This window comes from Lihuaxuella thermophila, from assembly GCF_900110165.1.
In the GTDB taxonomy this organism is placed as follows: domain Bacteria; phylum Bacillota; class Bacilli; order Thermoactinomycetales; family Thermoactinomycetaceae; genus Lihuaxuella; species Lihuaxuella thermophila.
Window position 1 is genome coordinate 130,469 of record NZ_FOCQ01000007.1, and the last position, 25,852, is coordinate 156,320.

The window sequence follows — 25,852 nt, forward strand, 5'->3', positions numbered from 1 at the left end:
AAAGTCGCCGATCTCATCTTCTGTTTCATTTCTTAAATCGTTGACAAAGAAAAGTCAACAGCCTCAAGATATAATTATCATTGCGGCTACGTACCAATGGATGGCCCAACTGATCGCAGCATTCGGCAATGCCGCACCGGAACAATTGATAACGGGAAAATTCTTTCTATAGTTGGCTCTGCAGGCCGCCTCATTTTGGAGGTCGGGGAATACTTAAATCAGAAGTCTAATAGGGGGAAAAATGAATCAGCCATTTTTTCATACTGAGGCATTGAATCTGATGGGAATCCAACCTGTATACTCACCTGAACGATTAAAATTAATCGCAGATAAAGAAACAGAGATTAACAGGAGATTTCCTCTGTCCTTAAGGGAGCTTTACGCAGTAAAGAAAATTGAAGAATGGTTTGAAAGCCGAAACGGGGACCAATTGGTTCCTCTTCAACGTTTGGAACTGGAAACACGGGAATATTGGGAATACGAATTGGGATTGAGATTCCTACATGTTCCCTCAAACATGCAAGCCAATGAAGGAATCTACTTTTTTATTGAATGCCAGGGCTGTTGGTCATGGTGGGTAATGTTAAATGGTGCGGAAGATCCACCCGTTATCGTCGAATCACTTTTAGATGAAGCCCAAATCGTTGCGTGCGACAAGCTAAGTGACTTTATCTTTGCTTACGCCTGGGATCAATCAATCATGGATAGTCCCTCTTTTCAAACTGGATGTTATACGTCTGAAAAAGAGTTTCTTGGCTTACTACGGAACCGGTGTGTAGAGAAACCAACCACCCGTCTCGCTTCCACTGTTCATCGATACCGATTCAGGTATAAGGATTGCCGTCTCTTTCTTTTTGAAGAGACCTGCCAAATTTTCCTTGCCGCAGAAAATGAGGAGTCGAAAAATGAATTGATGACCATACTTAAGCCTTTTGTAACATGGGATACTTAGAAATTGAAATTCCACACACGCATGCTAGAACTACCTGATGCCCTTTTCAATCTCATATTCTCCTAAATCCAGGAAAGACTCCTGCAATGTGAGTGTGGACACATCGCAGGAGCCATGGAATTTGTCTATTTCCAAGCGTTGAGGTTCGTAACCGAGGTGGGAGTCATTTCGCATGAATAATTCCAGCTGCTCGTTTCTGCGCTGGATACACCGACAATGTAGAAGTTGCGTCCGTCCGGTGAATTGAAATTGGGCCCTCCGCTCTGCCCCTGCATAGCATCAGCGTTATGGCTGTACATCGCATCATTTCCGTATGTCCAAATGCTTTGGATGTTTCCGAGTGCGCGCCACATCGTCCCATCCGGCTTATCATAGGGATAGCCCGTCACATTAATCTGGGTGTTTTGCGTTGGGGAGGCTTTCAGCTTGAAAGATCCGAGAGCAGTAAACATTCCCGAGGGAAATTTCACCACACCATAATCCACGGCGATCATATCCCCGGTTACGTGCTCGGGATCCGGAGCCACTTTGGAGGCCCAGGCATTGGTTACAATTAAGTTTGTTGGATCAGAAGCGACTCCATACGGATTGTAACCGCCGTTCTTCCCTGGAACGACCGCCAAATGAGTCATATAATTGTTATAATAAGTGTCATATAAACAATGAGCTGCTGTCAGCACGGTATTATCATCAATAATCGCGCCTGTACAAGCATACCAGCCCCCATCATTTGGATTCCTGAAATAAATATAGGTCACAGATCTGTAGGGAAATACCTCTGTATTCGTGATCTGTGTCCGATCGTCCGTACCACCGATGATCGTATTTGCTTGAACGCCATCTGTTGAAGATTCTTCCGCGTATGCTCTGACTTGTTGTTTCAGTTTCCTGGCCTCTGCATCGGTATAAATCTCCCCTGTGGCAGTCGAGAAACCCTCTGGATTGTCTTTGATGATTTTCATTTCGGCCGCATCGTGCGTGCGTGATTCCATGGTCCCAATTTCTTTGGGCCTTTCTTGCAAAATTTCAGCCACTTCTTCATTACTTAATCGTTTGACAGTAAAGCGAGGCAGTTCCACTTCGTCAGCTTGTTTCGTTTTTGCTTGTGCCGGTGAAACAAATAACGGCAAAGCGAGAAATAGAGATAATAACAACACGATCGATCTTTTCAAATATTTCATCTCCTCTACAATATATGTAAATTTTCTTTAGGAGGAATAAAATGTCCAGCATAATAAAATGGATTTTTCTTCTTTCGTCCCTCGCCGCAGGCTGCCAATCTCAATATGAAATACCCAAGGCTGAGATCCCGCCACCGTCAACGAAACAGATGATCCCAGTCACGGTACTTGCCATTGCGAAAGACGGTTCCTACGTTAAAGGGGCTCATGTTATGCCGTATTATCTCAAGCCGAAATATCTTCCGGCTACCACTGGATGGAAAACGGATGGAAACGGAAGATACACGATTCAACTCGAAGCAGGGGCAAAGGTTCGGATAGATCTGACATACCCCACTGGCCAAAGGGTATCGAAAGAGATTACGGTTTCCTCTCAGGAAAAAGAGATCCGATTTGTCGAACCAAAAGGGATGCCGTCTCCATGAGAAGATGGTATTTTTCATCCGCTGAATGCTTCAACAATTGGAATAGGCTATATTTCATAGTATAAATAAAATTAAAATATTTGTACATAAATTGAAAACATGATAAATCAGGGTATTCCGGAAAATACCCAAAAGGTGAAAGCCCACATTTTTAGGTGGGCTCTTTTATTTCCAAATATTGATGGATGGATTCAGTTTTAAGTGACGGCTAATTTCAACATGTTTTTTCACTAAAACGATCCCGGCTTTCGATTTACCTTGTTCAACGAAGTGAACAATTTAGGGTTTGAACATATGAACGCATCGCCAAGGGGTGCTTGGCCCAGGTATATTCTTTGATCTCAAATGTAAGTTCTTGTAAGATTGTATGTACTTCTGCCAGTGCCAATCCCATAGCATCGTCGATCTCTTCAATCAATTCATTGCAAGTGAATTCCTCTGTCAAGCGATGGCCTCTGTGGATTAGGCAGGAGCAGTAGGAACAGCTCCGGTTTATCCTTCTTTCTCCTCAAGGCCGTTTTTTCCGCCAGCCCGGAGCATCATTTTATATTTTAAATACGTCCCCCTTTCATCTTTGAGATCTTTAAGAACATGATGTTTTTCTTCACCAGGAAGCGGCGCGAATAGAAATAATTATCACCAGCATCTTTAAAGAAAAACCGTACAATAATAAACGGCCCCTTATATTCTTCATCTAACATATTGCTTAATCCAAAAACATTGACTCTATATAATTTAGAACATTCACCTTGCTTGATTTTTATTGGGTTTTCCTGTAACTCTTCGCTGTTTAAATAGATTCCTTCCCGATCTCTGACATGATTATGGAGAACTAATGAGAATTTCTTTGATTTCGAAGCAATTAAAGATCGTGTCACCTTATTGAACCAAATTTTTTGAAGCAATGGCTCACTGAAAACAACTCCTATATCTTCAATCGAAACCGGAACCGAATGCATGTTACTAATTCTTAGCAAGTAATTACGTTCATTCCCATCTTCACTAATACGTTCTCTTACTATCACTTTAATGTTGGATTTAACCCATAAGCTTCTAATCACTAGATAAATTCCGAGTGCTACAAAAGCCACTAACAATTCAGCGCCCATCTGAATGAATCATACCTCCTGTAAACAATGTAGAGATATTCTTTAAGTAGTTCCATGCATTCTACCTTGATCAACTCGTTCATGTTACCTGATCATTCAAATTTGAATATTTCTCCAACTCGCTGAATATTCCATTACTCTCACCTTCAATCTTTAGAGACGTTCCTAAACTGCTCTATTTCACTTTCAGAAGGTCTTACCCAATGGCCCATTTGTATTCTATCATTAATATATTTTTAGATGGATTTTTAAATGTAATTAATATGCTCCCCATCGGGTTCAAAAAATTCGTTCTTATCCATCCTAGGCCGAGAAGTCATGGGATCAGGGATCGCAACCTAGGGTTGCGAGAGGGTGCAAACACCGTTAGCTTGACTCTCGGAACAGAGATCATCAATAATGGCAGTGACGTATACAAGGTCAGAAAGGTAGTTGTCGATATGGTATTTGGAGAGAAGCTCAAAACAGAGAGGAAAAAGAAAGGTTGGTCTCAAGACGAATTGGCGAAAAAGCTGTTTGTCAGCCGACAGTCTGTTTCCAAATGGGAGAACGGTCAGAACTATCCCAGCATTGAAATCATCATCAAATTAAGCGACCTCTTTGATGTAACCATTGATGAATTGTTAAGGAGTGACGAGGAGTTGACGAAAAAAGTGATCAAAGACAGCAAGCAATTGGCGTATCCGAGGTTAAAAATGATGTTCGATGTTTTCGTCATGATCGGCCTGGCTCTGCTGATTATCAAACTCAGCGTTCTGGCTTTAAATAAATTCACCGCTTTGGATATTACGTTGTACGGCGGATCGTTTTTTTGGAACTTTGGTCCGTTAATTCTGATGATCAGTGGAAGCGTCGGTTCCGAAATTCTTAAAGACAAGTACAAAAAAGAGTAAATCTGACGATTTTTGATCCATTTAGGGAGCCTGATTGCTATATTGCTATGATACGTGGTATCCCTTAATCCTGACCAAATGAATCTTCTATGTAATTTAAGTGTTCAAAGTTGTGCAAAATACAGGGCTGGCCGTACACCCATCGAACCAATTAAAAGAATTCCCACAAAGTAAAACCCATCCTTCTCTAAAGGCGGGTCTTACATTGATTACTCGTATACCACTGCATGCCTCAATTTCCGGATGTACCTGGAACTCAAGATCATCAGAAATACCAAAAACAGGATCAATGCCACATACCCCCAGAATCCATCCACCATGGCAAAGGCATCATAGACTCCATGATAGAAAGCAGGGATGAGATAGGCATAATAAATGGGGCTTAATCCCATTTTTGCACGTGAAAAATAATACCCCATGATCACCCCAAAAAACATATGAGCAGGGACAGCTGTGACGGATCGTAAAAATGCGACAACCAGGCCGAAACTGCTCACATAGATAATATTTTCGACCATGGCGAATCCTAGAGAAATAGCTGCGGCATAAACGACTCCGTCAATCGGCTCGTCAAACTCAAGGTGCCGATAGATGCCTTTTTGAAAAAAGAGAGCCTTTAAAAATTCTTCCACTACTCCTGCCACAAAAAAAGCAGTGAATAGGATTTCATAGATACCGTCATGATTTGCCTTACAGATGAGTAGATAACGCTCAATGAGTGCCGCCGGAAAAGGAACAATCATCCCCATTATAAATAACCGTAATACCTGTCGTTTCGGTTCGGGATTGATTTTGTCCCTTGTATAGATCCAAATCATCAAGAGAATGGCAGGAATGATAGCGCTAAAAATCAAGACAAGCAATGGGAAGCCTCCTGACACCATAGAGTTCTTTCTATAGTGTGTCCCATTTCCTTACATTCAACCTGTCCTCCACGGTTCAATGGTCAATTTTGGTTCGTCATAAACAACAACAGCTAGATGCCCGAAGCACCCAGCTGCGTTTATCAATTCCAACGGAGTTGGCAAATCCGGTAGCTGTAACCGTTTTTGCCACCCCGCTTCCATGAATCAAGCCTGAAGTAAATTCTTTAAACGCACCACCTCTTTTAGCTTACACCGAAGTTCCAACTCCGGTGGTTTGGTTCCATAACCCGATCTGATCTTCTTCACGACAATTTCATAAAAAATAGCTGACAGAAGCTCGTTCTTCCTTTCATTTGATTTTGCGCGTAAATAGTAATCATAAATGACTTCAATGTTTTCCCGCGCATTATCGATATCTTCCGCTGACAAACCTGCAGCTGTTTCTTCTGCTTGTAAAAGTTGACGTTCGATGGCCCGTAGTTCCCTTATTTCTTCCTCGATCTCCTTTTTGCGTTCAAGAAACTCTTCACGCGTATATTCGCCGTCTTCCCGCATTTCCTTAGCTGCTTTCAGCCTTTTGTTCCACTTCTCGATCTCTTTATTAATCCGCTCAAGCTGCGCTTCTTTATGCTGGAGATGAAATTCATCCAGTCTATTTTCAACGCGAACCAGATTTTGAATGTGGTACGCAAACTCTTCCCGGTCCAAAGCCAACAAATGTTTCAGATAACCGACAACCGCTTCCTCTACAGCTTCATATTTGACATTGTTTTTGCAACCTAAAGTTCTGCATCGTAATTGAACGACAGGAAACTTCACGTACTCTCCGTTTTCATCCTTCTTTTGCTTATACTGTGTGCTTTTAAACATGTGTTTTTCACAATTGGCACAGATGATCAGGCCAGTGAGCGGTGACACTTCCTTAAATGGATTCCCTTTATGCATGTTGCGCTTTGGATTTTTTGTTTTCTCAAACGCTTTCTCCCAAACCTCAGGATCAACGATCGGCTCGTGTGCGTTTGGCACATAAATCCGTTCTTCTTCCGGGCGCAGCCGCTTTTTACCCTTTTCCACTTCTTCCGTGTAGTTATACCGAACATCGCCCTTATAGACAGGATTGGTCAAGATATTCTTAATCACCGACTGATCCCATCTGTCCGAACCACGCGGTGATTTAATACCCAAACGAAACAATTCATTTGAAATGGCCCGATATCCAAACTCTTTTCCATCTTTTCCATAAACGTAAGTGTGGTAAATGAATTTGATTATTTCCGCTTTCTCCTTATCCGGAACAAGCTTTCTCGTCTTCTCGTCCACTTGGTACCCGAATGGAACAGCATTGCCGCCCGGCATCCACTTTCCCATCATGGCAAACGCTTTTTTCGCAGAGGTTACACGGTTGGTATACTGTTTCAACTCTGCTCTGGACATGAAAAGCTGCATGTCATAGGTAAACGCAGCCTGATAGTCGTTTAGATCGAGAATGTCGCCGTCGACGATGATCTTGATCCGGTTCTTCTTGAAAATCCGCTCAATATCAGCCAAATCTTGATAGGCCCCACGGGTAATACGGCTTGTTTCCTTAACTGCAATTGCGTCATAAACGCCCTGGTCGATCAATTTTAATAAACCTTTGAACACTTTTCGATTTTCAATAGATGCCCCTGAAGCAACTTCTTTATATACATCATAATCCGTGATTCCAAGATTCCGTAAATATTTTTCCATGTACATCAATTGTCCTACCAGGGTGTCTTCACCCGTTCGCTTCTCACGCTCTTCATCTGCACGTGAACGCCGGATGTATAGGGCAACTTTTTTAAAGTCATATTTGTTCATCTTATCGTACATAGATCGTCAACACCCCAAGGTTAGACTAAAGATGCATGGCAATAATTATATGCCAATTTCGTTACTGCTTCAACTTTCACGTTAACGCTCCGATGATAAAAAAAGATCCCTATGAGGGATCTTCCGGAGTGTAGTATATAATTTCTTCCATACAGACTTTTTGAGCATCATTTTGTTTTAAAAAACTACTATCTCTGTGTATGGTTGTCTGTACTGCGCACAGATTGCCAAACTAGGCAATGGGAGACGGCAAATTTGACATATCCGACCAATATGGACATAGTGAACTCAGATTCTCTTCTAACAAAGATTTTCCTGTTATCGGAAAATCAGCCCTCCAGCGAATTTGTTGCAGGGAAGTAAGGGATAGAAAACAGAAACGATTGACATGCATAACGGATGGCAGGTCACATGAATGATTATTTTTTCACAACGGGAATCCATATTTCACTTTTAAAAGTGGGGGAAGTGACATCTTGATTCTCGTTCCACAAGATTTCCGGCCCTTCTGCCAGTTCATAGTTTGACGACGGAAACCACTCAGCATAGATCCGGCCCCAAACATCCTGCAACGTATCAGGAAACGGCCCCACTGCTTCAAAAACGGCCCATGTGGAGGCAGGAACCTCAAGTTTTGCCAGGTTACCCGGGCACTCCTTCGTGGTTGCCACGCCGATATAATGATCAAGCTCCCCTTTTTCTTCCATCCGGCCTTCAGAAAAATTCGCGGATGCCTGAAGCAATCCCAAAGGCTTGACATTGGAAAGTTTCTTCAGCTGATCGATCATTTCATCATTTAAACTTTTCCACATAGCGGCAATCTCCGGATTTACACCGTGAAAAATGATCGGGACTCTTTTTTTAATACCCACGATGCGAAAAGCGTCTTTCTCTTCAATTCGATAGTTCATTTCACTGCCTCCTTTAATGGATAACTGGAAGGTCATTCGTGGATAAGCCTTTAATAATTGACCATTCATTCTGGCTTCGGAAGGTGTTACACCGTGCAGACTTTGAAAAGCTCTCGTAAATGAATCCGGGGAACTGTACCCATATTTAATCGCAATATCAATAACTTTTTTGTCACTGTTAATTAGCTCAAATGCTGCAAGGGTAAGGCGTCGTCGCCGGATATATTCCGACAGCGTAACACCCGCAAGAAAAGAAAACATTCTCTTAAAATGATATTCCGAGCAGAAAGCCAGTCTCGCTACCTCTTTAAAGTCGATATCATTTGTAAGATTTTCTTCAATATAGTTTAAGGCTGCGTTCATTCTTTTTAGCAAATCCATCCAAATGACCTCCCCTACACCAACAGAATAACAGGATTGGTATAGATCGACCCGACATTTCGTGCACAATGATGCAGGGTAGCCCGATTTGATCCGCGAAAAGGGCTGCTTTTTCGATTCATCCCCCGGGTCCATAACCGATTTGCAGTACCCGGTCTCCGGGTTATGAATGTCCGGATGGGCCATTGTCTTTTCAACTCGTTCTCAGGAGTTCTATTTATTTTGACTTAACTCTGATCCCCGTCTTCATCTGTTCGAGAACGCCGGATGTATATAGCAACTTGTTTAAAGTTCTTATCATACAGAGATTGTCCATAGGTTTCGTCTAAAAGATACACGAAATGATTATATTCTAAATTCGTTACCGCTTAAACTTCACCGTTTACACTCCGACGACAAAATAAAAGACCCCTCTCAGGGATCTTCCTTAAATACCCAGTTCGATTTTAGCTAGTACACGACAAAGATCATCCTTCGTCTGCTCGTAGCCTAATTTATTCCCCCACTCAGTAATATAAGTGCAGTTTTTTGATTTAAAAACCACTCCGGAATTTTCTATTTGAGGTATTTCATTTTGGTATCCCTTTTTCATTGATCTCGCTGCTCTCATTTTCATTTACCTCCGCTGGGTGTCGAATGGTATACTTCTCAATAATCAACTGTCCTTTTTAGCATCCCAACCAAAAAGATATATATACAATTTCTTCCATAAGGCGTTTTATGGGTAAAATCCAACCGGGGGAAACTTGCTTTTTGATTGCTGAATATAAAAAACAAGCTGGCTTCACTTATCAAAAGTCAGCTTGTTTTTTTAAAATAACGACTATTTCTATCGATAGGGTATGTTTTACTGGTTCTCTGCCCATAAGTTTGTTGGCTAACCTAAGCGTGCATCTTTCCGATCTGGCACTGTCATCCCTCATAGGAAAAATACGGTGTCTACCGGCCGAGTCGCTCGCGTCCCCTGCTGCACCGGTAGCAACCCGGGTCGTTGCACAGGAGTGCGGCGGCATCCTGGTGCAGCAGATCCATCGTGCTTGCGATCACCTCTTGCCCAAGCATCCACTGCACCAGGCCCTGGCCAACCAGCCTGTCACGGATCGCCCGACGCTGTCGCAGGGAGGCTTCGATTACACCGAATGCCCGGCTGCAACCCGGCGGATCGTACAGGTCAACCTCCAGGCGAACGGAACCGACTACCGGAATTCGGCTGGGGCGGTGGGGATTCATAGGGATGTCCAGATAGGGAACCCGTGCATAAGCCTCACCCACATGCACAGTGGAGTTGCTGGTATGTCCCATCCCCAGTAAAAGGACGCCTCCCCCCATCTTGGCTAACCGGTCCAGCGGACTGTTCATGCCCAGTGCCGGTACCTTATGATGTCCCTCGCAGATGGTGGCGGCCCCCTCGCCGATGGCCGCCACCGAGTGAGTGGGATGTAATGAACGTACTGCACCGTGGCGCTTACGCAAAATCTCGGTCAAGATGCCGGTACGGCTCGGGGTTACCTCCGGGTCGAACACGTCGTTGTTGTAGGTAAAGGTAGGTACCACCAGAAGACCACTCCGGCCGATGCACTCCAGCAGCGCGTCAAGAACGGTATCGGCGCCACCCTCGACCGGGCCCAGATTGCGCAACGCGCTGTGAACGACGAGACGGGTCCCCGACTCAATGCCCAAGCTGTGGAACGCCTCGATCAGAGACTGTTTCGTGATCATTTTTGACAAGGCCATCACGCCCTTAACTGTTCCTTTTGGGGAGAAAACGGTTGTAGAAATTGGTTTTCCCCGATGGCGATCATCACTTTTCAATTTTTTCTTGAATTCATGGACAGATTTGCCGCACAAGTTTGGTGGTACATGGACTCGCCGCTTCCTGAATTGGGGCGAATCAAAGATTACTCGGTCCCCGCTCTTTTTTCACATCGGTAAAGAACATTCGAGATCATTGTAAAAAGGAACTCACGCCTTTCGGACATGAGTTCGGGATTTTCATGGCTATTCGTTCATGTAACTTCTGAGCAAGATCTCCGTATACTTCATATTCCGTTTGATCGGATCGTTGCTGCCCGTCAGCCGGCTCGCCATGATGGCTCCTTCCATCGATTCGATGAGAAAGGAAGCCATTTCGGCAGCGTCGATGTCCGTACGAAACTCCTTGTTGCGAACGCCCTGCTCGATGATCGCTTGGATAAACCTGACCATGCCCCCGTAAGCTTCAGCAGCCTTCTGCCGCAGTTCAGGGAACGTTCCGTCGCTCTCGACCGCCGTATTGAGCAGTGGGCAGCCCCCGGGAATGGGCGGGTTGTCGACAGCATCCTGATAAATGGCTGCGATCTTCATCAGCTTATCGAGGGTGCAGGTCCCCTCCCTTTCCGCCTGGGCAAAAAACTGTTGCAAAATCTGCCCCGCCTGCTCGAAAGCGGCCAACACAATCAGTTCCTTCGTTTTAAACCGGCGATAAATGGCCCCTTTAGGCAACCCCGTTGCCGCCATAATATCCTGAACGGACGTTTGCGCGATGCCTTTCGTGTTGAACAAAAGCATGGCCTGATTCACGATTTTTTCCCGTATTTCATCTTGCTTCTTCATGAGCTCCATCCCCCCTGTCGGGCTGACAGCCTTGTCCTTACTCGATTTCCGCTACCCTAACATATTGTCACAAATCGCTCAAGGTTGTCTATTTTAAACAGGCGGCTGGCATCATATAATGAAATCGGACCGGACGGTCCGGTCTGATTTCATTATACATTAACTCAGTAAAGGCTGGTAAGCTAATGTGAAAAAACGGAGAGAACAGAAAAACACCGCCGCTATTTTTTTGTCCGTCGTCGCCTTGATGTGGATGATGCATACGTTGACCAAAAACTTCGTATCGGATCCCGATTTCACCAAGCTGATCGCCGCCAAAGAATCCTTCACCGCCGACCGTTCGTTATGGATGTTCATGCTAAGAGCGCACATTGTGCTCGCCGTCGTCTCGCTTTTGACCGGTCCCATCGGCGCGATCCGCAAAATCCGGCTGAAGTCGATCGCCTGGCATCGGTGGAGTGGACGAATATACGTTGTATCCATCGTTCTGAACTTGATCCCGGGATTGTACCTGTCATGGTTCGTGACGGGAAGTTTGACAGTCGCGGGCTTCCTGGTATTGAATCTGCTCTGGCTTGCGACGACCTGGCTCGGATATCTCCATATTCGCCGGAAAAATTTAGCCAAGCATCGGCAATGGATTGTTCGCAGCTTCTTTCTTACTTATGCCAATCTGACCATCCATCTCTTGCTGCCAGTCAGCCAGTACGCAATCGGACTTTCCTACGGAGCTTCGTATGCGCTCGCCGTATGGGGTAGCATGCTTCTCAATTTGGGCTTGGCCGAGGCCGTGCTCCGCAAGAAGTGGTTGACGTGAAGAAATTATGAACGTCTTTATTTTTTTGAGCAAATACGAAACGGAGGGTCCGGGCACTAACATGGGGTAAACCGGACTTCTGCCAACAATACCGATGCGACCTATGATCACCTAGTCTACATCAAGCAGACGTTTATCCATCCCGTTTTTGAAGCGTTTTTCATATCCATATCCTCCAAAAGATGGTTTTGAAATAGCTTCGGGGTCTGCATCAGCTTCTTTGGGGTAAATACCCCTTAATTCTACGCCACCTCTCTACCTCTGCTATACTCTGTTCCCTTGCAAGAGTTTGTTGGCATGCCGATGCTTTTTTACATGAAAACGGGTAGAGCACCGCTTGCTGCAAAAACGCTGCAAGCCATTTTTTGATGTATCTACATAAATCTCCTCACAGGGGGAAGAAGCACATATGTTGAGTCTCTCCCTCCCATACTCCACCAACACTCTTCCCAACGTGAACGCACAGATCGCGCCTATGCGATCGGCCAAACTACTTTTACTGTCAATATGCTGTTCATAGACATAATCGAAGGAACCGTCTCCCATCATCGCTAAACGGTGTTGTATGGGAGAACGTTTTTCATAATCGTTTAAGATTTGAACCAGATTCGTTGGATCCCGACCTGGTCTCTACGTTTGAGGTGACGCAAACTTTTTCTGAATGGTTAACAAAAGTTTTGACAGCGGATCACATTTCCAATAGCTAATTCAAATCATATGAGGGGCAAGGCAGCATCCCTCGATTCAGGCGCCATATGACCAATAAATGGAAAATGACTTGAGAGCCAAATGGGAACTCAAGTCATTTCGTGTTGATCCGGGAGAATGATGATGATGTTCCAACCAATGATCACCGAACCCAAAAAAGAATACTTTATGTTTGGACATGTTTTAGACACAATTTAACCAGCATCTCGTACGATTGGCAAATGAAAGGAAACATAGCTACTTTTTTAGCTCTTAATGCAGTAAAACGTTTCCGGACTTAAATGCCTTGGCTCCTAGAAGTGTAAGGGGGAATTGTTTGACATCCTTAAATAGGGGCTTTCCTTCACCCGCAACAACAGGAGTAAGTATGAACAAATATTCGTCAATCAATCCTTCGTTCGCAAGTTGCTGTACAATGGTACCGCTGCCAAAGATTAGAATATCTGCGCCTTCCCCGTTTTTTAGCTGCCGCACCACTTCGGCTATGTTACCATCAAATATTTTCGTGTTTTCCCAAGTTGCTTCTTTCAGTTTTTTTTGAAAAGACGATCTTCGTCATGTTGGTTAACTCTTCGGCCACAGCCCTCATCTCTTCAGGAGCATTTGGATCATGCAATATAGGTACCCAAGAATGTTCAAAACCTGTATATGTCTTTTCACCCAAAATAAACTAATCCATTCCGAAGGTGGCATCATTAAGACTGGCAAAATACCCGTCGACAGACACTCGATTTAAAACTCTAACTTTTCGCATCATCATCTCTCCCCGACATTGGTTGCTGTAATTTAGCCAAGCGGGCTGAACAGGCGTTCCCGGCTGAATTGTGCTTAAAGGGCTTATTTATAAAATTCGATGAATCATATGTGAAACCTTTGATTTGAGGCCCCATATTTAGACAGTACGTTTTTATTTATTTCCAAAATAATAGTTGCAATGACATCCTATCTTAAAATATACTGTGGATAGTTGCAATGACATCCTATTTGGAGTGGGTGCTTTCGTGAACAACGAGACGATTATGCCTTCCTGCGAGTCTCCTGGCAGATACATTTCGGCCATTTACCGTCATCTGCAAATCCTCATAACAGCCCAACTTCAGCCCTACCGCATCGGAAGCGGGCAGTATATTTTCTTGATGACGATCGCGAAAAAAGAAGGAATTTCGCAAAAAGCGCTTAGCGAGGAGCTTTTGATTGACAAGACAACGACGGCGAAGGCAATCAGAAAACTGGAAGCAGAAGGGTACGTGCGAAGGGAAACAGATCCCACCGATAACCGCTATAATTTGCTTTATTTGACGCAATCAGGTAGAGCGGTTGTGCCGAAAGTACAGGCAGCATTGAATGATATCAGCAGAAAAAGCCGGGTTGGCATGGATGACGAGGAATATGAACTCATGCTTGCCCTTTTGAAAAAAATGCTGTGCAACGTGAGCGAACAGGTTCGCCGAAGGGAGAAGGAGCTATGAGTCGACATCATCAACAGAACCCACAGGTCGGTAAACAAATTATCCCCTTGCTTGGATGTTTGCTTCTGTTCTCGGTAATGAATGTGACGGTGTTCAATGTTGCGGTTCCTGACATCGCGAAGGATCTTGGTCTTACACCTTCGCTGGCGGGATGGGTGATCACTGGCTATGCGATGGTTTACGCAATCGGTTCGCTGATGTATGGAAAACTAGCGGATTTGTTCCCATTAAAAAGGCTGATGACAATCGGAATTACGCTGTTCGCGGCCGGATCCGTCATAGGATTCTTCCTGGATGGGTACATGTGGCTTTTAATTGGTCGACTCGTTCAATCGGCAGGTGCCTCCTGTGTGCCTGCACTTGCGATGATTATTCCCGCACGCTATTTCCCCCCGGAACGGCGGGGCACAGTGATGGGCGTGGTCGCATCCTTTATCGCCTTCTCATCAGGGATCGGTCCGATTGTAGGCGGCTTTGTGACGGGCGCACTGCACTGGAAATACCTATTTTTGCTTTCTCTCGGTACACTGCTGCTGCTCCCGTTTCTTCGTAAAGCGCTCCCGAACGAAGAGCGGCGTGATGGGAGTGTCGATGCAATCGGAGCGGGCTTACTGGCAGCTGCCGTTGCGATGCTGATGATGGGAATTACGACCTCCGGCCTTGGATATATCGCTTCTTTCGCGGGATTGCTCGCTCTCTTCATCGCCAAAAGCCGCAAATCGCATGATCCGTTCGTTTCCTTATCCCTGTTTACGGAGGGGCCGTTTCGTTATGCGATCGTCGCAGCGTTTCTGTCCTCCTCGACGGGGTTCAGCATGATGCTGATCATCCCGTTGATGCTGAAATCCATGTTTCAACTGCCTGCTGACCAGATCGGATTCGTGCTGTTTCCGGCAGCGATGGGGGCTGCCCTGTTCGGGCGCATCGGCGGGAAGTGGGTCGATCGTTTTGGAAGTATTCCCATGATGTTGATAGCGGCATCGTTTATGATTATCGGGTTTATCTTGATTTCTCTGTTATCCGGTTTCGGGCCGGTTGTCGTTGCCTGTAGTCTCATATTGCCGAATATCGGATTTACCTTGATGCAATCCTCTCTCTCCAAACTCGTTTCCTTGCTGCTTCCGCGGGAGAAAACAGGCTCTGGCATGGGAATTTTCAGCCTGACGGGCTTTTTGGCAGGTGCGATCGGGGGGACGCTGACAACCAAAGCGGTCGATTGGAACCTTTCATTTCCGGCCATCCTATTGTTTTTCGCCATCGTTATTGCGCTACAGATGTGTATCGTCTTTTTTGTCCTAAGGGGGAAAGTGAGCAGGATGTCTGCAACATGAGCGAATATTTGCTTGAGAAAATGGGGATTTTTTACGTGGATGCTTCCAAACAGGAATTTACAGACAGTAACATTAACGACATTGTCCTGCCAGTACGCCGCCTCGCTGAGCTTAACCACACGAAAGCCGTCGGGAGATCAAGTCCCACGGCTTTTGCTATATCCGGATGATCTTAGATTTCCATCAAGAATGAAAATCAGTCCGGATCCCACTCTGGATTATATGTTTCAACTGGGGCCCAACCGTTGTGAATTTGAATGTGCTGTAGTACAATAAATCCTTGATTTTACTAAGATCCGAAGAATTTGGCGCAGTGTGTTAACAGATACATGGGTAACAGCTCCTACCAATTTTCCATCCTGAATGATTGGACTTCCGCTCATCCCTTGGACAATCCCCCCCGTTTTGTCTAAGAGGCGCGGATCGGTGACCTTGATGATAAGTCCTTTGGTAGCCGGAAACTTCTGGCGCAACACATGAAGAATTTGAATGTCAAACGCTTCCACTTTTTGTCCTTCCACTACCGTCAGGATTTTGGCTGGTCCTTGTTTCACTTGTTCGGCTAATGCTACGGGAATGGGTTCTGCCTGCAGTTTTTGAGCCGTATCGCCTTTCATTTTTCCAAAGATGCCAAACGGAGTGTTTTTCGTGATGTTACCAAGAACCTTTTCTTCCTGGAAAAAAATTGCCCGCTTTTCTCCCGGCTCCCCTGATTCACCTTTTTGAATGGAAGTCACATTGGATTGAACGATTTTCCCGCTTCCCACCAGGATCGGCTGGCCGGTATCAATATCGGAAATCACATGCCCCAGTGCTCCATACACATGTCGTTTGGGATCGTAAAAAGTGAGCGTGCCGACTCCTGCGGCAGAATCACGAATGTAGATTCCCAAACGGTAAACACGTTCTTTCTTATCATAAGCAGGTGTGACGGAGACTTGCTTTTCCTTCCCGTCACGAATCAGGATGATCTCCAGGGGCTTTTTATTTTTCCCCGCTTCTTCGACTGCTTTTACCACATCGACGACTTCGTGAATCACTTTCCCATTCATGCGCACCAAATAGTCTCCGGCGCGAATATCTGCCTGTTCGGCAGGTGACTTTGAATCACGATCCGCATCGACAAGGTGATGCCCCACCACCAACACGCCTGAAGATTTCAGTTTGACTCCGATCGATTGTCCTCCCGGAATCACTTTGACTTCGGGGTAAACACTCACATTTACTTTTTTAATGGGCAAGGTGCCAAATAATTTTAATGTGAGCAATGCCTTTCCCGATGTATGGGAAAATAAGGAAACCGGCTGGTGCAAGTCGACAGGTACATGGCGCTGAGCTGAACCGTTGACCTGGATGACGTCGGGGTTGGAAATGCTTGCCGTCGCCGAGACGGGCATACTTAAATGCAGCTTTTGAAATTGCCCCTGAAAAAGTCGGATTTCCGCAGGGAAATCTGTAAACTGCCGAAAGGTTGTGGTTGTACTTCCCAGGATCAAAAGAAGCACCAGGAGAAAACCCATCCATTTTTTATTTTTATTTCTTTGCAACATCCACCACTCTCCTGAGCTTCCTGCCTTACCTCCGCCATAAGGTAACCATCGTAATGTTAAGTTAACCTCCGGATTCTCCTTTTATGACCCACAAATGATTCCTGAAAAAGAAAAAGCCCTTGATGGATCGATCAAAGGCAGCACATGACTTTTGCACTTAAACTTCATGTGATTTCCGGCTCTCTGAATATAAATTCTGTTTTACCTTCTTAGCCAAACGAAGCATTTCTTCCGCATGTTCACGCGTTGTTCGGGTCACTTCGACTCCGCCAAGCATACGGGCCAATTCCAGCGTTCGGTCCTGACTGGCGAGCAATTCCACATGCGTCCGCGTCTTCTCATTTAGTGATTCTTTGGAGATGTAAAAATGAAAATCTGCCATACAGGCGACTTGAGGAAGGTGGGTCACGCACAATACTTGGTTTTTCTTCGCCAGCACAGCCACTTTTTCAGCAATTGCCTGCGCCGCACGCCCGCTGACTCCGGTATCAATTTCATCAAAGATCAGTGTATGAATTCCTTCAATATCAGCAAAAATACATTTAAGAGCAAGCATAATTCTGGACAACTCGCCGCCGGAAGCGATCTTCGCAAGCGGACGGAGCGGTTCTCCCGGGTTGGGAGCAATTTGAAATTCGATGAGATCCTGTCCGGCGGAGGTAAAGCGGGCCGTTCGATATGCATCCGGATAAAAAGCAACATGAAAAACGGTGGAGGCCATGTTGAGGTCGGCCAATTCCTGCTCCACTTTCGCTTCCAGCTCCGTGGCAACTTTCTTGCGGATCATGGTCAATTCTTTGGCCAGGGATTCCATTTGCACGTAGAGCTGATCGATTTTTTCCTTCAGTTCTGCTTGCCTTTCATCCCGGTGCATGAGTTGCTCCAATTCCCTTTCCACTTGTTCCCCGTGACGAAGGATATCCTCAATCGTGTCCCCGTATTTTCTTTTTAACTGTTGGATCAGATGGAGTCTTTCTTCCACTTCGTTCAGCCGATTCGGATCAAATTCAAGTTGATCCCTGTACCTGCTCAACTCCCGTACCGCTTCTTCCAGTTGATACGTGCATGTTTGGATGGTTTCGTATACAGGAGAAAGCGTTTCATCGAGAGGAAGAATTTCTTCCAAGTGGGATAAGGCGGCTTGAAGGTGATCCAGACCTTCCTGCTCCCCGTACAGGTGATCATACGCTTTGGCGGAATGGGTGATCAGTTTTTCGCTGTAAGCCAGGCGATTTCTCTCCTGCTCCAACTCTTCGTCTTCCCCCGGAACCAACTCTGCGGATTGTATTTCATCCTTTTGGAACTCTAAAAGATCGATGCGCTGGGCGATTTCTTTTTGATTTAAATTGAGGCGATCCAATTCTTTAGAGAGTTGCTGATACTGTTCAAAAACGCGCTCATATTTCCGGCGAATGGAAAAAATCTGTTCTCCGCCGAACTGATCGAGCAGTTCCAAATGCTCGTCCACATCGAGCAGGGATTGATGTTCATGTTGACCGGAGATATCCAATAATTTCTTGCCAATTTGTTTTAACATGGACAAGGTGACAATCCGCCCGTTGATGCGACAGGTGCTTTTCCCCGTAGCGGTAATCTCCCGGCGAATGATGAGTGAATCCGGGTCTTCCTCGATTCCCCATTCTGCTAAAACGGGGCGGACCGGGTGAGAGGGGGACAGTTCAAATAATGCTTCAACCTCCGCTTTATCTGCCCCGTGACGGACAAACTCAGAAGAAGCACGTCCCCCGGCCACTAAGCCGAGCGCATCGATGAGAATCGACTTACCGGCACCGGTTTCACCCGTCAGCACATGAAAACCCTCTTCAAAACGCAGCTGAATCTCTTCAATGATGGCAAATTGGCGAATGGACAGTTCCCTGAGCATTCTCATCTACTCCTAAAGCATGTCGATCAAGCGTTGCACAATCTCCGGAACTTTTTCTTTGTCGCGGCAAATGAGGAGAATGGTGTCATCGCCGGCCAAAGAACCGATAATGTCATCCCAATCCAAATGGTCGATGAGAGCACCCACGGCATGCGCATTGCCCGGAAGTGTTTTCATGACGATCAGGTTTTCGCTGTAGTCGATATTAACAAAAGACTCCTGCAGCATTCGTTTCAACTTCTGCAAAGGATTGAACCGTCGATCCGCGGGCAGCGAATATTTATAGGTTCCCTTGTTTGTCGGTACCTTGACAAGGTGAAGTTCTTTAATATCCCGCGAAACCGTAGCCTGCGTTACGTTGTAACCCGCCTTTTTCAACTCTTCCACAAGCTCATCCTGGGTTTCAATCTCTTTTGTCGCGATAATTTCTCGAATCTTTATATGTCGCTGTGCTTTCATTTTGTCCTCCTACCCTGCTTTCATCAACATTTTCTCCCTGTAGTTTTTTTCTAACCACTTCAAAAAATGAACGCTCTTGCCACTTAATGAGCAAGGTATTAAATGGAGAGCGTTTCACTCTGACGATATCATCCGCCTGTAAACAGTATCCCAGTTGACCGTCAATCGTCATCCCCATTTCGTGATGGGTGGCTGATACTTTGATTTCCAAGACTGCTTCAGCGGGTAACACCATCGGCCTTGAAGTGAGTGTATGAGGGCAGATCGGAGTTAACAGCAGGGTTTGAATTCCCGGATAGACAATGGGTCCTCCACAGGAAAGGGAATAGGCCGTCGAACCCGTTGGCGTCGACACAATTAAGCCGTCTCCGGAAAATGTCCCCAAATACATATCATCCATATGAACCGTACAGGTAATCATCCTTCCAAACGATCCTTTGGCAATTCCAATATCATTTAAGGCTACACCTTTTTCGAACACTTGTCCCCGACGAACCAATTCGGCCTCGAGCATCAAACGTTCTTCGATGTAGTAATCACCTGTTAAGACGCGATCTACCACGGTAGACAAATCGTCGGGCTCCGCTTCTGACAAAAATCCCAAATAACCTACATTAATTCCCAAAATGGGCAGTTGGTATTCGGCAAATTGACGGGCCACTCCCAAAAGCGTCCCATCTCCTCCCAGCACGAACACCACGTCCACTTTCTGCGGAAAGCATGGGAGCGGCAGGCCGAGTTCGGGCCGCTCTAAAGCCCTGGCCGTTTCCGGCTCCACATAGACGACAGACCCCTTTTCTTCCAATAACTGAAGCAATTGCTTAGCTACTGTTTGCGCCTTGGGTTTTTTCTGATTGATTGTAATCCCGATGGTTTTCAATAAACCCCACCTCATAACAGTCGGCTCACACCTTATCGGATCAGCCAAGCCAGGATCATCCCAAAGAGAACAGCGGCAATATAGAGCCAAGGAAAGCCCTGCTTCTTGGACAAGCTAACGTCCGGGAAATCAAATTGAATCAATTGAATGGTTCTCTTTTCACGATTAACGTATAAAATGCCTTCCGGCTGATAGAGGAGGTAATAAGGCAAGAAATAGTCGCGGAGTGCCGGTCCCGACATCCGTACGGGTTTCCGCTCTCTCGCCACGATCACGAGATACCACTCGTCATCGGCACGCGCAATATAATCGACGTAGAATCTGCTTTCATACGTGCGGTCATCCACATCGATGGTGATCGGAACTCTTTGCTTGGCCTTGATCACCTCATAGCCATTTTTCTTTAACAGGTCCGGGACATCCCCTCTGATTTCAATCTGTCCCTGATCAGCTGATTTATGAAGCCAGTCGGTGAGAAAGGAAAAAGAGATCCAATTCCTGAGTAAAAAGTAGAAGATGACTCCGATAAGCAGGATCAGCACCAAGTTATCACCCGGATGGGACACAAAACCCCTCCTTTACCTACTTATTCGCAGCCCTGAAAAAGAAACCTTCTTCTGTTGGGACGAAAAAACCGGATCAAACGGAGCGAACGGAGCGGACGAGTTTATTAAAAACGCCGATGCGCTTCGCTGACCACTTCCTCAATTCGCTCCGTCCAATCCTTCGCTTGCACGGGTTTGCGATGAATCAGGTAACTTAAAAATTCGATATTTCCTTCGCCACCCTGAATCGGAGAAGGGGCCAGTCCCATGATCTCAAATCCCTGGGAATGAGCAAACTGAACAAATGAGGACAACACTTGCCTGTGTACAGCGGGCTCTTTGACAATCCCTTTTTTTCCAACCTGATCACGCCCCGCTTCAAATTGCGGCTTGATAAGCGCCACCACTTCCCCTTCTGGCAGAAGCAGCGCTTTAAGATTCGGCAGGATGTGGGTCAAAGAGATAAAAGAAACGTCGATCGTTGCCAGATCCGGTGGCTCGCCTTTCAATTCCTCCGGTTTCAAGTAACGAAAATTGGTCCGCTCCAACACAATCACTCGAGGATCTTGACGGAGTTTCCATGCGAGCTGACCATAACCGACATCGATCGCATAGACAAGTTTCACCCCATGCTGCAAAGCGCAGTCCGTAAACCCTCCCGTAGAGGCCCCGATGTCCATCATCACCCGTCCGGCGACCCGGATGGGAAAAATGCGGAGAGCTTCTTCCAGTTTAAGGCCTCCCCTGCTTACATACGGGTGAAGCTGCCCTTTCACTTCAATAACAGCATCGACGGGGACCTTCGTCCCCGCTTTATCTACACGCTCCTGATTGACACATACCAAGCCGGCCATAATCGAACGCCGTGCCTGTTCACGGCTCGTGAAGTATCCTTTTTGCACCAACAATACATCCAACCGCTCTTTATCCACTTGCAAACCTCATGTTCGGAAAAAATTTACTAACAGTATCGGCAATCTGCTCCGGTGTTAATCCAACCTCCCGGCGTTGATCCTGGATACTTCCGTGCTCGACGTAATAATCGGGAATCCCGATCGTCTTAATCTTCATGCCGACGACATCATTCTGCGCATAGTATTCCAATACGGCGCTGCCAAATCCGCCGACCAAGGTTCCTTCCTCAATCGTTACAATCGGGATTCTTTCCTCTGCCAGCTGATCCAGCAGCTCTTCATCCAGCGGTTTGGCAAATCGGGCGTTGATCACGCGCGCGTCGATGCCTCCCCGGGCGAGGCGCTCTGCCGCTTCTGCAGCAATGGGAACCATGTTCCCAAATGCTAACAGGACAAGATCTTTTCCCGGCCGGATCAGTTCAGATTTACCGATGGGAATCAGTTTAAAGTCAGCATCCATTTTTACGCCCACACCGGCGCTCTTGGAATAGCGAACGGCAACCGGGCCGTCGTTATATTGGAGAGCCGTATACAACATATGCTGCAATTCATTTTCATCTTTGGGCATCATGATCACCATATGGGGCTGATTTCGCATGAAGCTGATATCATAAACCCCTTGGTGGGTTTCCCCGTCTTCTCCCACCAGGCCGGCACGGTCAACGGCAAAAACAACATTCAGCTTCTGCCGGCAAACATCGTGAATCAGTTGGTCATAACCCCGCTGCAAGAAAGTGGAGTAAATGGCGACAACCGGTTTCATGCCTTGCGTTGCCAGGCCGGCAGCAAAAGTAACTGCATGCTGTTCTGCAATCCCCACATCGAAACAGCGTTCCGGGAATTTTTTGTTAAATTTTTCCAGTTTGGATCCGGTCAGCATGGCAGGTGTAATCGCCACGATTCGTTCATCCTTCTCGGCAAGACGAATCATGGTCTCTCCAAATACTGCCGGATAGGCGGGAGGACCGCCCGCTTTTTTCTGTAAAGCACCGGATTCAATTTTATAAGTCCCAACCCCGTGATAAATGACGGAATCATCCTCTGCCGGTTTGTATCCTTGTCCCTTTTTGGTGATGACATGAACCAGCACCGGCCCTTTCGTCTTGCCGGCAAGGCGCAGACTCTCCATCAATTCGTCAAACTGGTGCCCGTCGACCGGGCCGAGATAGGTAAAACCAAGAGTTTCAAAAAACACTCCGGAAACGACGAGAAACTTCAAGCTGTCCTTAATTCGTTCCAGCGTCTTGGCGACCGGCTCTCCCACTGTCGGAATTTTTTTCAGCAACTGCTCGACTTCTTCTTTCATCTTGTTGTAGCCTTTATGGGTTCTGAGCCGTGCCAAATGATTGTGCAATGCTCCGACGTTTGGGCTGATGGACATCTCATTGTCGTTGAGAATGACGATGATATCTTTTTTCTCTTCCCCAATATGATTAAGCGCTTCCAATGCCATTCCGCCCGTCAGGGCTCCGTCGCCGATCACGGCGATGACTTTATAATCTTCCCCCTTCAGGTCGCGGGCAACCGCCATCCCCATCGCTCCGGACAAGGAAGTGCTGCTGTGACCCGTTTCCCAGACATCATGTTCACTTTCCCTCATCTTCGGAAAACCGCACAATCCTTTGTATTGTCTGAGAGTGGGGAACAATTCACGCCGCCCGGTAAGCAGTTTATGGACATACGCCTGATGCCCGACATCCCATAAAAACTTATCTTTCGGGCTGTCAAACAGATAATGCATGGCAATGGTCAATTCAACGACACCAAGGTTGGATGCCAAATGTCCGCCTGTCTCCGATAAGCTTTTTATGAGAAATTGACGAATCTCCTTCGCCAATTTAGGCAGTTCCTCTACAGACAGTTGTTTCAGTTTGTCTGGCGAATTAATCTGCTCGAGGAGCACGTAGAACGCCTCTCTTTCGCTTTCTTTTCTTGGGTTTCACTTCAAACAGATGAAATCCGAATTTATGATTAATAAAATAAAAAAATTTACCTGCCATTAAAATGATTTGATTGGCATAATGGATGGAAATCGATTTCCCGATCGCTTTACCGCCAACCGTTAGTGCTGAGATTAATGAAACCAGCAAAACATCGATGAGCTCCCGATTGGTCGACCAGTAGGGAAATGTCGCGATCAGGGAGGTGACGACAGCAAAAGAAGCAGCTCCGCTGATGACCCCGCTGATATCCCCGATCACGTCATTGCAGAAGTTGGAAAACTGATCGGCTCGACGAATGATTCCGATTGCTTCTTTGGAACCCGGCACTTTTTTTGCAGCCATCGCATGGAGCGGCTGTTCCCGCGCCGCTGTGGCGGCAATGCCCAGCATGTCAAAACCGACCCCAATCCCCACGATGCACAAAAGAACCAGTAACCCCCCGGTCCAGGAAAGGCCTCCCAATAGTGTGGTCGAAGTTAAAGACAGGATGATGGCAAGAATAGCTGTAATGAGTCCGATCCTGATCGCCCAGCGGGCCGATTTTTGGAGCAATTCTCCCATGTAGATTCGGTTCTCCTTCATCTCGTACATACCAGAAAAATGCCGGTCGCTACGGGACCGGTTAGTTGATACACAGACGGTGGTACCCTATGTAATTTTTTCCCGTACTGATGATCAGTGGTGGTTTAGAGTGGAAACTATCCAAGTAAATTCTGCGGCTTAGGTCCAGTAGGATTTCCCAAAGAGGTATCCCAACCGTTGCCGGTCAGGCGGTTTCCCTTTATAACCTCTTTCGGCGTTGTCGCCAATCGCCGGACTGGATTGCCACTTAGTCCGCACTTTAATCCCTGGATAGCCTTGCCTGAGGCAAACAGTCTAGGAGTTTTCCTCAACAGCCCGGATCAGCCTCCTAGCCTCTTTTGCAACAGAGCTTTCAACTTAACCGTACAGTTAAATATCCCCACTCTGCCACTCAAGGCAGGCTACGCTGCATACAAGTGAGTCCCCGCATGCAGGTTCATACCCCAAGCCGTCGTGATTCCACCACGTACTTGGGCCTCCGCGGAAGAAGGGTCAACGCCCGCATGCCATTGCGGATCGCCCTTCTTCCTTAACTCCCAGCATCAACCCGCAGCTGGGCGCTGCAAGCCAACACCAAGAACTTCATCGATGTGCCCTTTAGCGGATTTTTAGCCCCGCCTTCAGAGGTGATGGGCTGACTAGAATACTGCTCCACTCTAACATAGTATCCCTATTATAGCACATCTTTGCCGACTTCACATATCCCGTTACCGGTCCCGGGTGAGGAGGTAATCAGCGATTTCCAGCAGGCGGTTCGGATGAAAGGGATCATGCCCCAAGAGCTCTGCCTTGGCGGCATCCGTCACCTCTCTCAGCTTTTGTTTGGACGCTTCCAAGCCGAGCAGGGCCGGATAGGTGGCTTTGTTTCTTGCTTGATCGCTTCCGACCGGCTTTCCGATCAGGTGCTGGTCGCCAATCACATCCAAAATGTCATCTTGAATTTGAAAAGCCAGTCCGAGACCATACGCAAAACGGGTGAGAGCGGACAAGAGCCCGTCCGATGCCCCCGCTAGGCGCGCCCCTGTCCGGACTGCAAAGGCGATCAAGTCCCCCGTTTTGCGACGGTGAATACTTTCCAGTTCTTCCAGGGTGATCGTACGGTTTTCACTGAGGAGATCACTCACCTGGCCGCCGACCATTCCTTTGGCCCCTGCACAACGGGATGCTTCTTCGATGATCGTCAGAGCCGTCCCGGCAGAGAGTCCCGCCTGTTTGGCCCCGGCAGCCATGAGGCCAAAAGCTTCGGTGAGCAGTGCATCGCCTGCCAGAATGGCTTGCGCATCGCCAAACACTTTATGGTTGGTCGGTTTTCCGCGACGGAAGTCATCATTATCCATGCATGGCAAATCATCATGGATGAGAGAATAAGTATGGATCATTTCCAGCGCGCAAGCAAAAGGGAGCGCTTTTTCTGCATCCCCTCCGCACGCCTCCGCAGTAGCCAGCACCAAGACAGGTCTCAGCCTCTTCCCGCCTGCAAGCAGGGAATACCGCATCGATTCAAGCAAAATCTCCGGAATTCCGGTCATCTCCCGGGTATATTGATCCAAAGCCTGGTGGACCCATTTTGCTTTTGTTTGAATATAATCTTGAATGCTTACCAAT

26 protein-coding genes are annotated in these 25,852 nt (G+C 46.6%); 7 read left to right on the forward strand and 19 right to left on the reverse strand.

Features of this window, described 5'->3' with window-relative positions; translation table 11 throughout:
• Positions 1 to 241: 241 nt before the first annotated feature.
• Positions 242 to 952 carry a hypothetical protein gene (locus BMW55_RS09490; protein WP_089967907.1) on the forward strand — a complete coding sequence of 237 codons (711 nt, stop codon included), beginning with the start codon at positions 242 to 244 and terminating at the stop codon, positions 950 to 952.
• A 125-nt stretch (positions 953 to 1,077) separates the two neighbouring features.
• On the opposite strand, the gene BMW55_RS09495 is transcribed toward BMW55_RS09490, so the two are convergent.
• On the reverse strand, positions 1,078 to 2,133 hold the full coding sequence (locus BMW55_RS09495) for a trypsin-like serine peptidase (protein ID WP_089967910.1): 1,056 nt from the start codon (positions 2,131 to 2,133) through the stop codon (positions 1,078 to 1,080).
• 41 nt (positions 2,134 to 2,174) lie between these two features.
• On the opposite strand from BMW55_RS09495, the gene BMW55_RS09500 reads away from it, so the two are divergent.
• Positions 2,175 to 2,558, forward strand: a complete 384-nt coding sequence (locus BMW55_RS09500) for a hypothetical protein (RefSeq protein ID WP_089967913.1) — start codon at positions 2,175 to 2,177, stop codon at positions 2,556 to 2,558.
• A gap of 551 nt (positions 2,559 to 3,109) precedes the next feature.
• On the opposite strand, the gene BMW55_RS09510 is transcribed toward BMW55_RS09500, so the two are convergent.
• Positions 3,110 to 3,667 carry a hypothetical protein gene (locus tag BMW55_RS09510; protein WP_089967920.1) on the reverse strand — a complete coding sequence of 186 codons (558 nt, stop codon included), beginning with the start codon at positions 3,665 to 3,667 and terminating at the stop codon, positions 3,110 to 3,112.
• A gap of 440 nt (positions 3,668 to 4,107) precedes the next feature.
• Here BMW55_RS09510 and BMW55_RS09515 point away from each other — a divergent pair, with 440 nt between their 5' ends.
• On the forward strand, positions 4,108 to 4,560 hold the full coding sequence (locus tag BMW55_RS09515; RefSeq protein ID WP_089967922.1) for a helix-turn-helix domain-containing protein: 453 nt from the start codon (positions 4,108 to 4,110) through the stop codon (positions 4,558 to 4,560).
• 209 nt (positions 4,561 to 4,769) lie between these two features.
• On the opposite strand, the gene BMW55_RS09520 is transcribed toward BMW55_RS09515, so the two are convergent.
• The 6 genes from BMW55_RS09520 to BMW55_RS09545 all read right to left on the reverse strand — a co-directional run bounded on the left by BMW55_RS09520 (position 4,770) and on the right by BMW55_RS09545 (position 11,164).
• On the reverse strand, positions 4,770 to 5,423 hold the full coding sequence (locus BMW55_RS09520; RefSeq protein WP_170839848.1) for a PrsW family glutamic-type intramembrane protease: 654 nt from the start codon (positions 5,421 to 5,423) through the stop codon (positions 4,770 to 4,772).
• Positions 5,424 to 5,630: 207 nt separating this feature from the next.
• Positions 5,631 to 7,280, reverse strand: coding sequence for a recombinase family protein (locus BMW55_RS09525; RefSeq protein WP_089967930.1), 1,650 nt, complete (start codon positions 7,278 to 7,280; stop codon positions 5,631 to 5,633).
• Positions 7,281 to 7,699: 419 nt separating this feature from the next.
• Positions 7,700 to 8,572, reverse strand: a complete 873-nt coding sequence (locus BMW55_RS09530; RefSeq protein WP_089967933.1) for an AraC family transcriptional regulator — start codon at positions 8,570 to 8,572, stop codon at positions 7,700 to 7,702.
• Between the two features lie 427 nt (positions 8,573 to 8,999).
• Positions 9,000 to 9,182: a hypothetical protein gene (locus BMW55_RS09535; RefSeq protein ID WP_089967937.1), complete on the reverse strand. Its 183-nt coding sequence runs from the start codon at positions 9,180 to 9,182 to the stop codon at positions 9,000 to 9,002.
• A gap of 329 nt (positions 9,183 to 9,511) precedes the next feature.
• Entirely contained in the window at positions 9,512 to 10,306 is a 795-nt protein-coding gene (locus BMW55_RS09540; RefSeq protein ID WP_342027754.1) for an AAC(3) family N-acetyltransferase, read from the reverse strand.
• A 264-nt stretch (positions 10,307 to 10,570) separates the two neighbouring features.
• A complete protein-coding gene (locus BMW55_RS09545; RefSeq protein ID WP_089967944.1) occupies positions 10,571 to 11,164 on the reverse strand; it encodes a TetR/AcrR family transcriptional regulator in 594 nt (197 codons plus the stop codon).
• Between the two features lie 187 nt (positions 11,165 to 11,351).
• Here BMW55_RS09545 and BMW55_RS09550 point away from each other — a divergent pair, with 187 nt between their 5' ends.
• The gene (locus BMW55_RS09550; protein ID WP_244527516.1) at positions 11,352 to 11,981 is read left to right on the forward strand and encodes a DUF2306 domain-containing protein; all 630 of its coding nucleotides are present in this window, start codon (positions 11,352 to 11,354) and stop codon (positions 11,979 to 11,981) included.
• A 264-nt stretch (positions 11,982 to 12,245) separates the two neighbouring features.
• Here BMW55_RS09550 and BMW55_RS19945 read toward each other — a convergent pair whose 3' ends face one another.
• Together BMW55_RS19945 and BMW55_RS19695 are read right to left on the reverse strand one after the other, a co-directional pair.
• Positions 12,246 to 12,530, reverse strand: a complete 285-nt coding sequence (locus BMW55_RS19945) for a CGNR zinc finger domain-containing protein (RefSeq protein WP_089967947.1) — start codon at positions 12,528 to 12,530, stop codon at positions 12,246 to 12,248.
• Positions 12,531 to 12,941: 411 nt separating this feature from the next.
• The gene (locus tag BMW55_RS19695; RefSeq protein ID WP_342027749.1) at positions 12,942 to 13,166 is read right to left on the reverse strand and encodes a dihydrofolate reductase family protein; all 225 of its coding nucleotides are present in this window, start codon (positions 13,164 to 13,166) and stop codon (positions 12,942 to 12,944) included.
• Between the two features lie 524 nt (positions 13,167 to 13,690).
• On the opposite strand from BMW55_RS19695, the gene BMW55_RS09565 reads away from it, so the two are divergent.
• From BMW55_RS09565 to BMW55_RS19375, 3 genes are read left to right on the forward strand one after another with little or no spacing between them, the layout of a single operon-like run.
• Entirely contained in the window at positions 13,691 to 14,158 is a 468-nt protein-coding gene (locus BMW55_RS09565) for a MarR family winged helix-turn-helix transcriptional regulator (RefSeq protein WP_244527517.1), read from the forward strand.
• Positions 14,155 to 15,489, forward strand: coding sequence for an MFS transporter (locus BMW55_RS09570; protein WP_089967950.1), 1,335 nt, complete (start codon positions 14,155 to 14,157; stop codon positions 15,487 to 15,489). Before BMW55_RS09565 ends, BMW55_RS09570 begins: the two co-directional genes overlap by 4 nt.
• On the forward strand, positions 15,486 to 15,659 hold the full coding sequence (locus BMW55_RS19375) for a hypothetical protein (protein ID WP_170839851.1): 174 nt from the start codon (positions 15,486 to 15,488) through the stop codon (positions 15,657 to 15,659). The genes BMW55_RS09570 and BMW55_RS19375 overlap by 4 nt, the downstream gene beginning before the upstream one ends.
• A 57-nt stretch (positions 15,660 to 15,716) precedes the next feature.
• Here BMW55_RS19375 and spoIVB read toward each other — a convergent pair whose 3' ends face one another.
• The 9 genes from spoIVB to BMW55_RS09615 form a co-directional block, all read right to left on the reverse strand.
• Positions 15,717 to 17,039 (reverse strand): SpoIVB peptidase, encoded by a 1,323-nt coding sequence (spoIVB, locus tag BMW55_RS09575; protein WP_089967953.1) that lies wholly within the window; start codon positions 17,037 to 17,039, stop codon positions 15,717 to 15,719.
• Positions 17,040 to 17,196: 157 nt separating this feature from the next.
• On the reverse strand, positions 17,197 to 18,924 hold the full coding sequence (gene recN / locus BMW55_RS09580) for a DNA repair protein RecN (RefSeq protein WP_089967956.1): 1,728 nt from the start codon (positions 18,922 to 18,924) through the stop codon (positions 17,197 to 17,199).
• A gap of 12 nt (positions 18,925 to 18,936) precedes the next feature.
• Positions 18,937 to 19,383: a transcriptional regulator AhrC/ArgR gene (gene ahrC, locus BMW55_RS09585; protein WP_089967959.1), complete on the reverse strand. Its 447-nt coding sequence runs from the start codon at positions 19,381 to 19,383 to the stop codon at positions 18,937 to 18,939.
• Positions 19,328 to 20,263, reverse strand: a complete 936-nt coding sequence (locus tag BMW55_RS09590) for an NAD(+)/NADH kinase (RefSeq protein ID WP_089967962.1) — start codon at positions 20,261 to 20,263, stop codon at positions 19,328 to 19,330. Before BMW55_RS09590 ends, ahrC begins: the two co-directional genes overlap by 56 nt.
• 32 nt (positions 20,264 to 20,295) lie before the next feature.
• Positions 20,296 to 20,829: a hypothetical protein gene (locus BMW55_RS09595; protein ID WP_089967965.1), complete on the reverse strand. Its 534-nt coding sequence runs from the start codon at positions 20,827 to 20,829 to the stop codon at positions 20,296 to 20,298.
• Between the two features lie 104 nt (positions 20,830 to 20,933).
• Complete coding sequence (locus tag BMW55_RS09600) at positions 20,934 to 21,746, reverse strand: TlyA family RNA methyltransferase (RefSeq protein ID WP_089967969.1); 813 nt, start codon at positions 21,744 to 21,746, stop codon at positions 20,934 to 20,936.
• The gene (gene dxs, locus BMW55_RS09605; RefSeq protein ID WP_089967972.1) at positions 21,733 to 23,625 is read right to left on the reverse strand and encodes a 1-deoxy-D-xylulose-5-phosphate synthase; all 1,893 of its coding nucleotides are present in this window, start codon (positions 23,623 to 23,625) and stop codon (positions 21,733 to 21,735) included. The genes BMW55_RS09600 and dxs overlap by 14 nt, the downstream gene beginning before the upstream one ends.
• On the reverse strand, positions 23,606 to 24,226 hold the full coding sequence (locus BMW55_RS09610; protein ID WP_089967975.1) for a hypothetical protein: 621 nt from the start codon (positions 24,224 to 24,226) through the stop codon (positions 23,606 to 23,608). Before BMW55_RS09610 ends, dxs begins: the two co-directional genes overlap by 20 nt.
• A 728-nt stretch (positions 24,227 to 24,954) precedes the next feature.
• Positions 24,955 to 25,851 (reverse strand): polyprenyl synthetase family protein, encoded by an 897-nt coding sequence (locus tag BMW55_RS09615; protein WP_244527518.1) that lies wholly within the window; start codon positions 25,849 to 25,851, stop codon positions 24,955 to 24,957.
• Position 25,852 lies beyond the last annotated feature (1 nt).

What these genes read in the sequence shown, in the direction of transcription:
- BMW55_RS09490 (WP_089967907.1), top strand. Translation starts at nt 242, where the DNA reads ATGAATCAGCCATTTTTTCATACTGAGGCATTGAATCTGATGGGAATC.
- BMW55_RS09495 (WP_089967910.1), bottom strand. Translation starts at nt 2,133, where the DNA reads ATGAAATATTTGAAAAGATCGATCGTGTTGTTATTATCTCTATTTCTC.
- BMW55_RS09500 (WP_089967913.1), top strand. Translation starts at nt 2,175, where the DNA reads ATGTCCAGCATAATAAAATGGATTTTTCTTCTTTCGTCCCTCGCCGCA.
- BMW55_RS09510 (WP_089967920.1), bottom strand. Translation starts at nt 3,667, where the DNA reads ATGGGCGCTGAATTGTTAGTGGCTTTTGTAGCACTCGGAATTTATCTA.
- BMW55_RS09515 (WP_089967922.1), top strand. Translation starts at nt 4,108, where the DNA reads ATGGTATTTGGAGAGAAGCTCAAAACAGAGAGGAAAAAGAAAGGTTGG.
- BMW55_RS09525 (WP_089967930.1), bottom strand. Translation starts at nt 7,280, where the DNA reads ATGTACGATAAGATGAACAAATATGACTTTAAAAAAGTTGCCCTATAC.
- BMW55_RS09530 (WP_089967933.1), bottom strand. Translation starts at nt 8,572, where the DNA reads ATGGATTTGCTAAAAAGAATGAACGCAGCCTTAAACTATATTGAAGAA.
- BMW55_RS09535 (WP_089967937.1), bottom strand. Translation starts at nt 9,182, where the DNA reads ATGAGAGCAGCGAGATCAATGAAAAAGGGATACCAAAATGAAATACCT.
- BMW55_RS09540 (WP_342027754.1), bottom strand. Translation starts at nt 10,306, where the DNA reads ATGGCCTTGTCAAAAATGATCACGAAACAGTCTCTGATCGAGGCGTTC.
- BMW55_RS09545 (WP_089967944.1), bottom strand. Translation starts at nt 11,164, where the DNA reads ATGAAGAAGCAAGATGAAATACGGGAAAAAATCGTGAATCAGGCCATG.
- BMW55_RS19945 (WP_089967947.1), bottom strand. Translation starts at nt 12,530, where the DNA reads ATGATGGGAGACGGTTCCTTCGATTATGTCTATGAACAGCATATTGAC.
- BMW55_RS09570 (WP_089967950.1), top strand. Translation starts at nt 14,155, where the DNA reads ATGAGTCGACATCATCAACAGAACCCACAGGTCGGTAAACAAATTATC.
- BMW55_RS19375 (WP_170839851.1), top strand. Translation starts at nt 15,486, where the DNA reads ATGAGCGAATATTTGCTTGAGAAAATGGGGATTTTTTACGTGGATGCT.
- spoIVB (WP_089967953.1), bottom strand. Translation starts at nt 17,039, where the DNA reads ATGTTGCAAAGAAATAAAAATAAAAAATGGATGGGTTTTCTCCTGGTG.
- recN (WP_089967956.1), bottom strand. Translation starts at nt 18,924, where the DNA reads ATGCTCAGGGAACTGTCCATTCGCCAATTTGCCATCATTGAAGAGATT.
- ahrC (WP_089967959.1), bottom strand. Translation starts at nt 19,383, where the DNA reads ATGAAAGCACAGCGACATATAAAGATTCGAGAAATTATCGCGACAAAA.
- BMW55_RS09610 (WP_089967975.1), bottom strand. Translation starts at nt 24,226, where the DNA reads ATGGGAGAATTGCTCCAAAAATCGGCCCGCTGGGCGATCAGGATCGGA.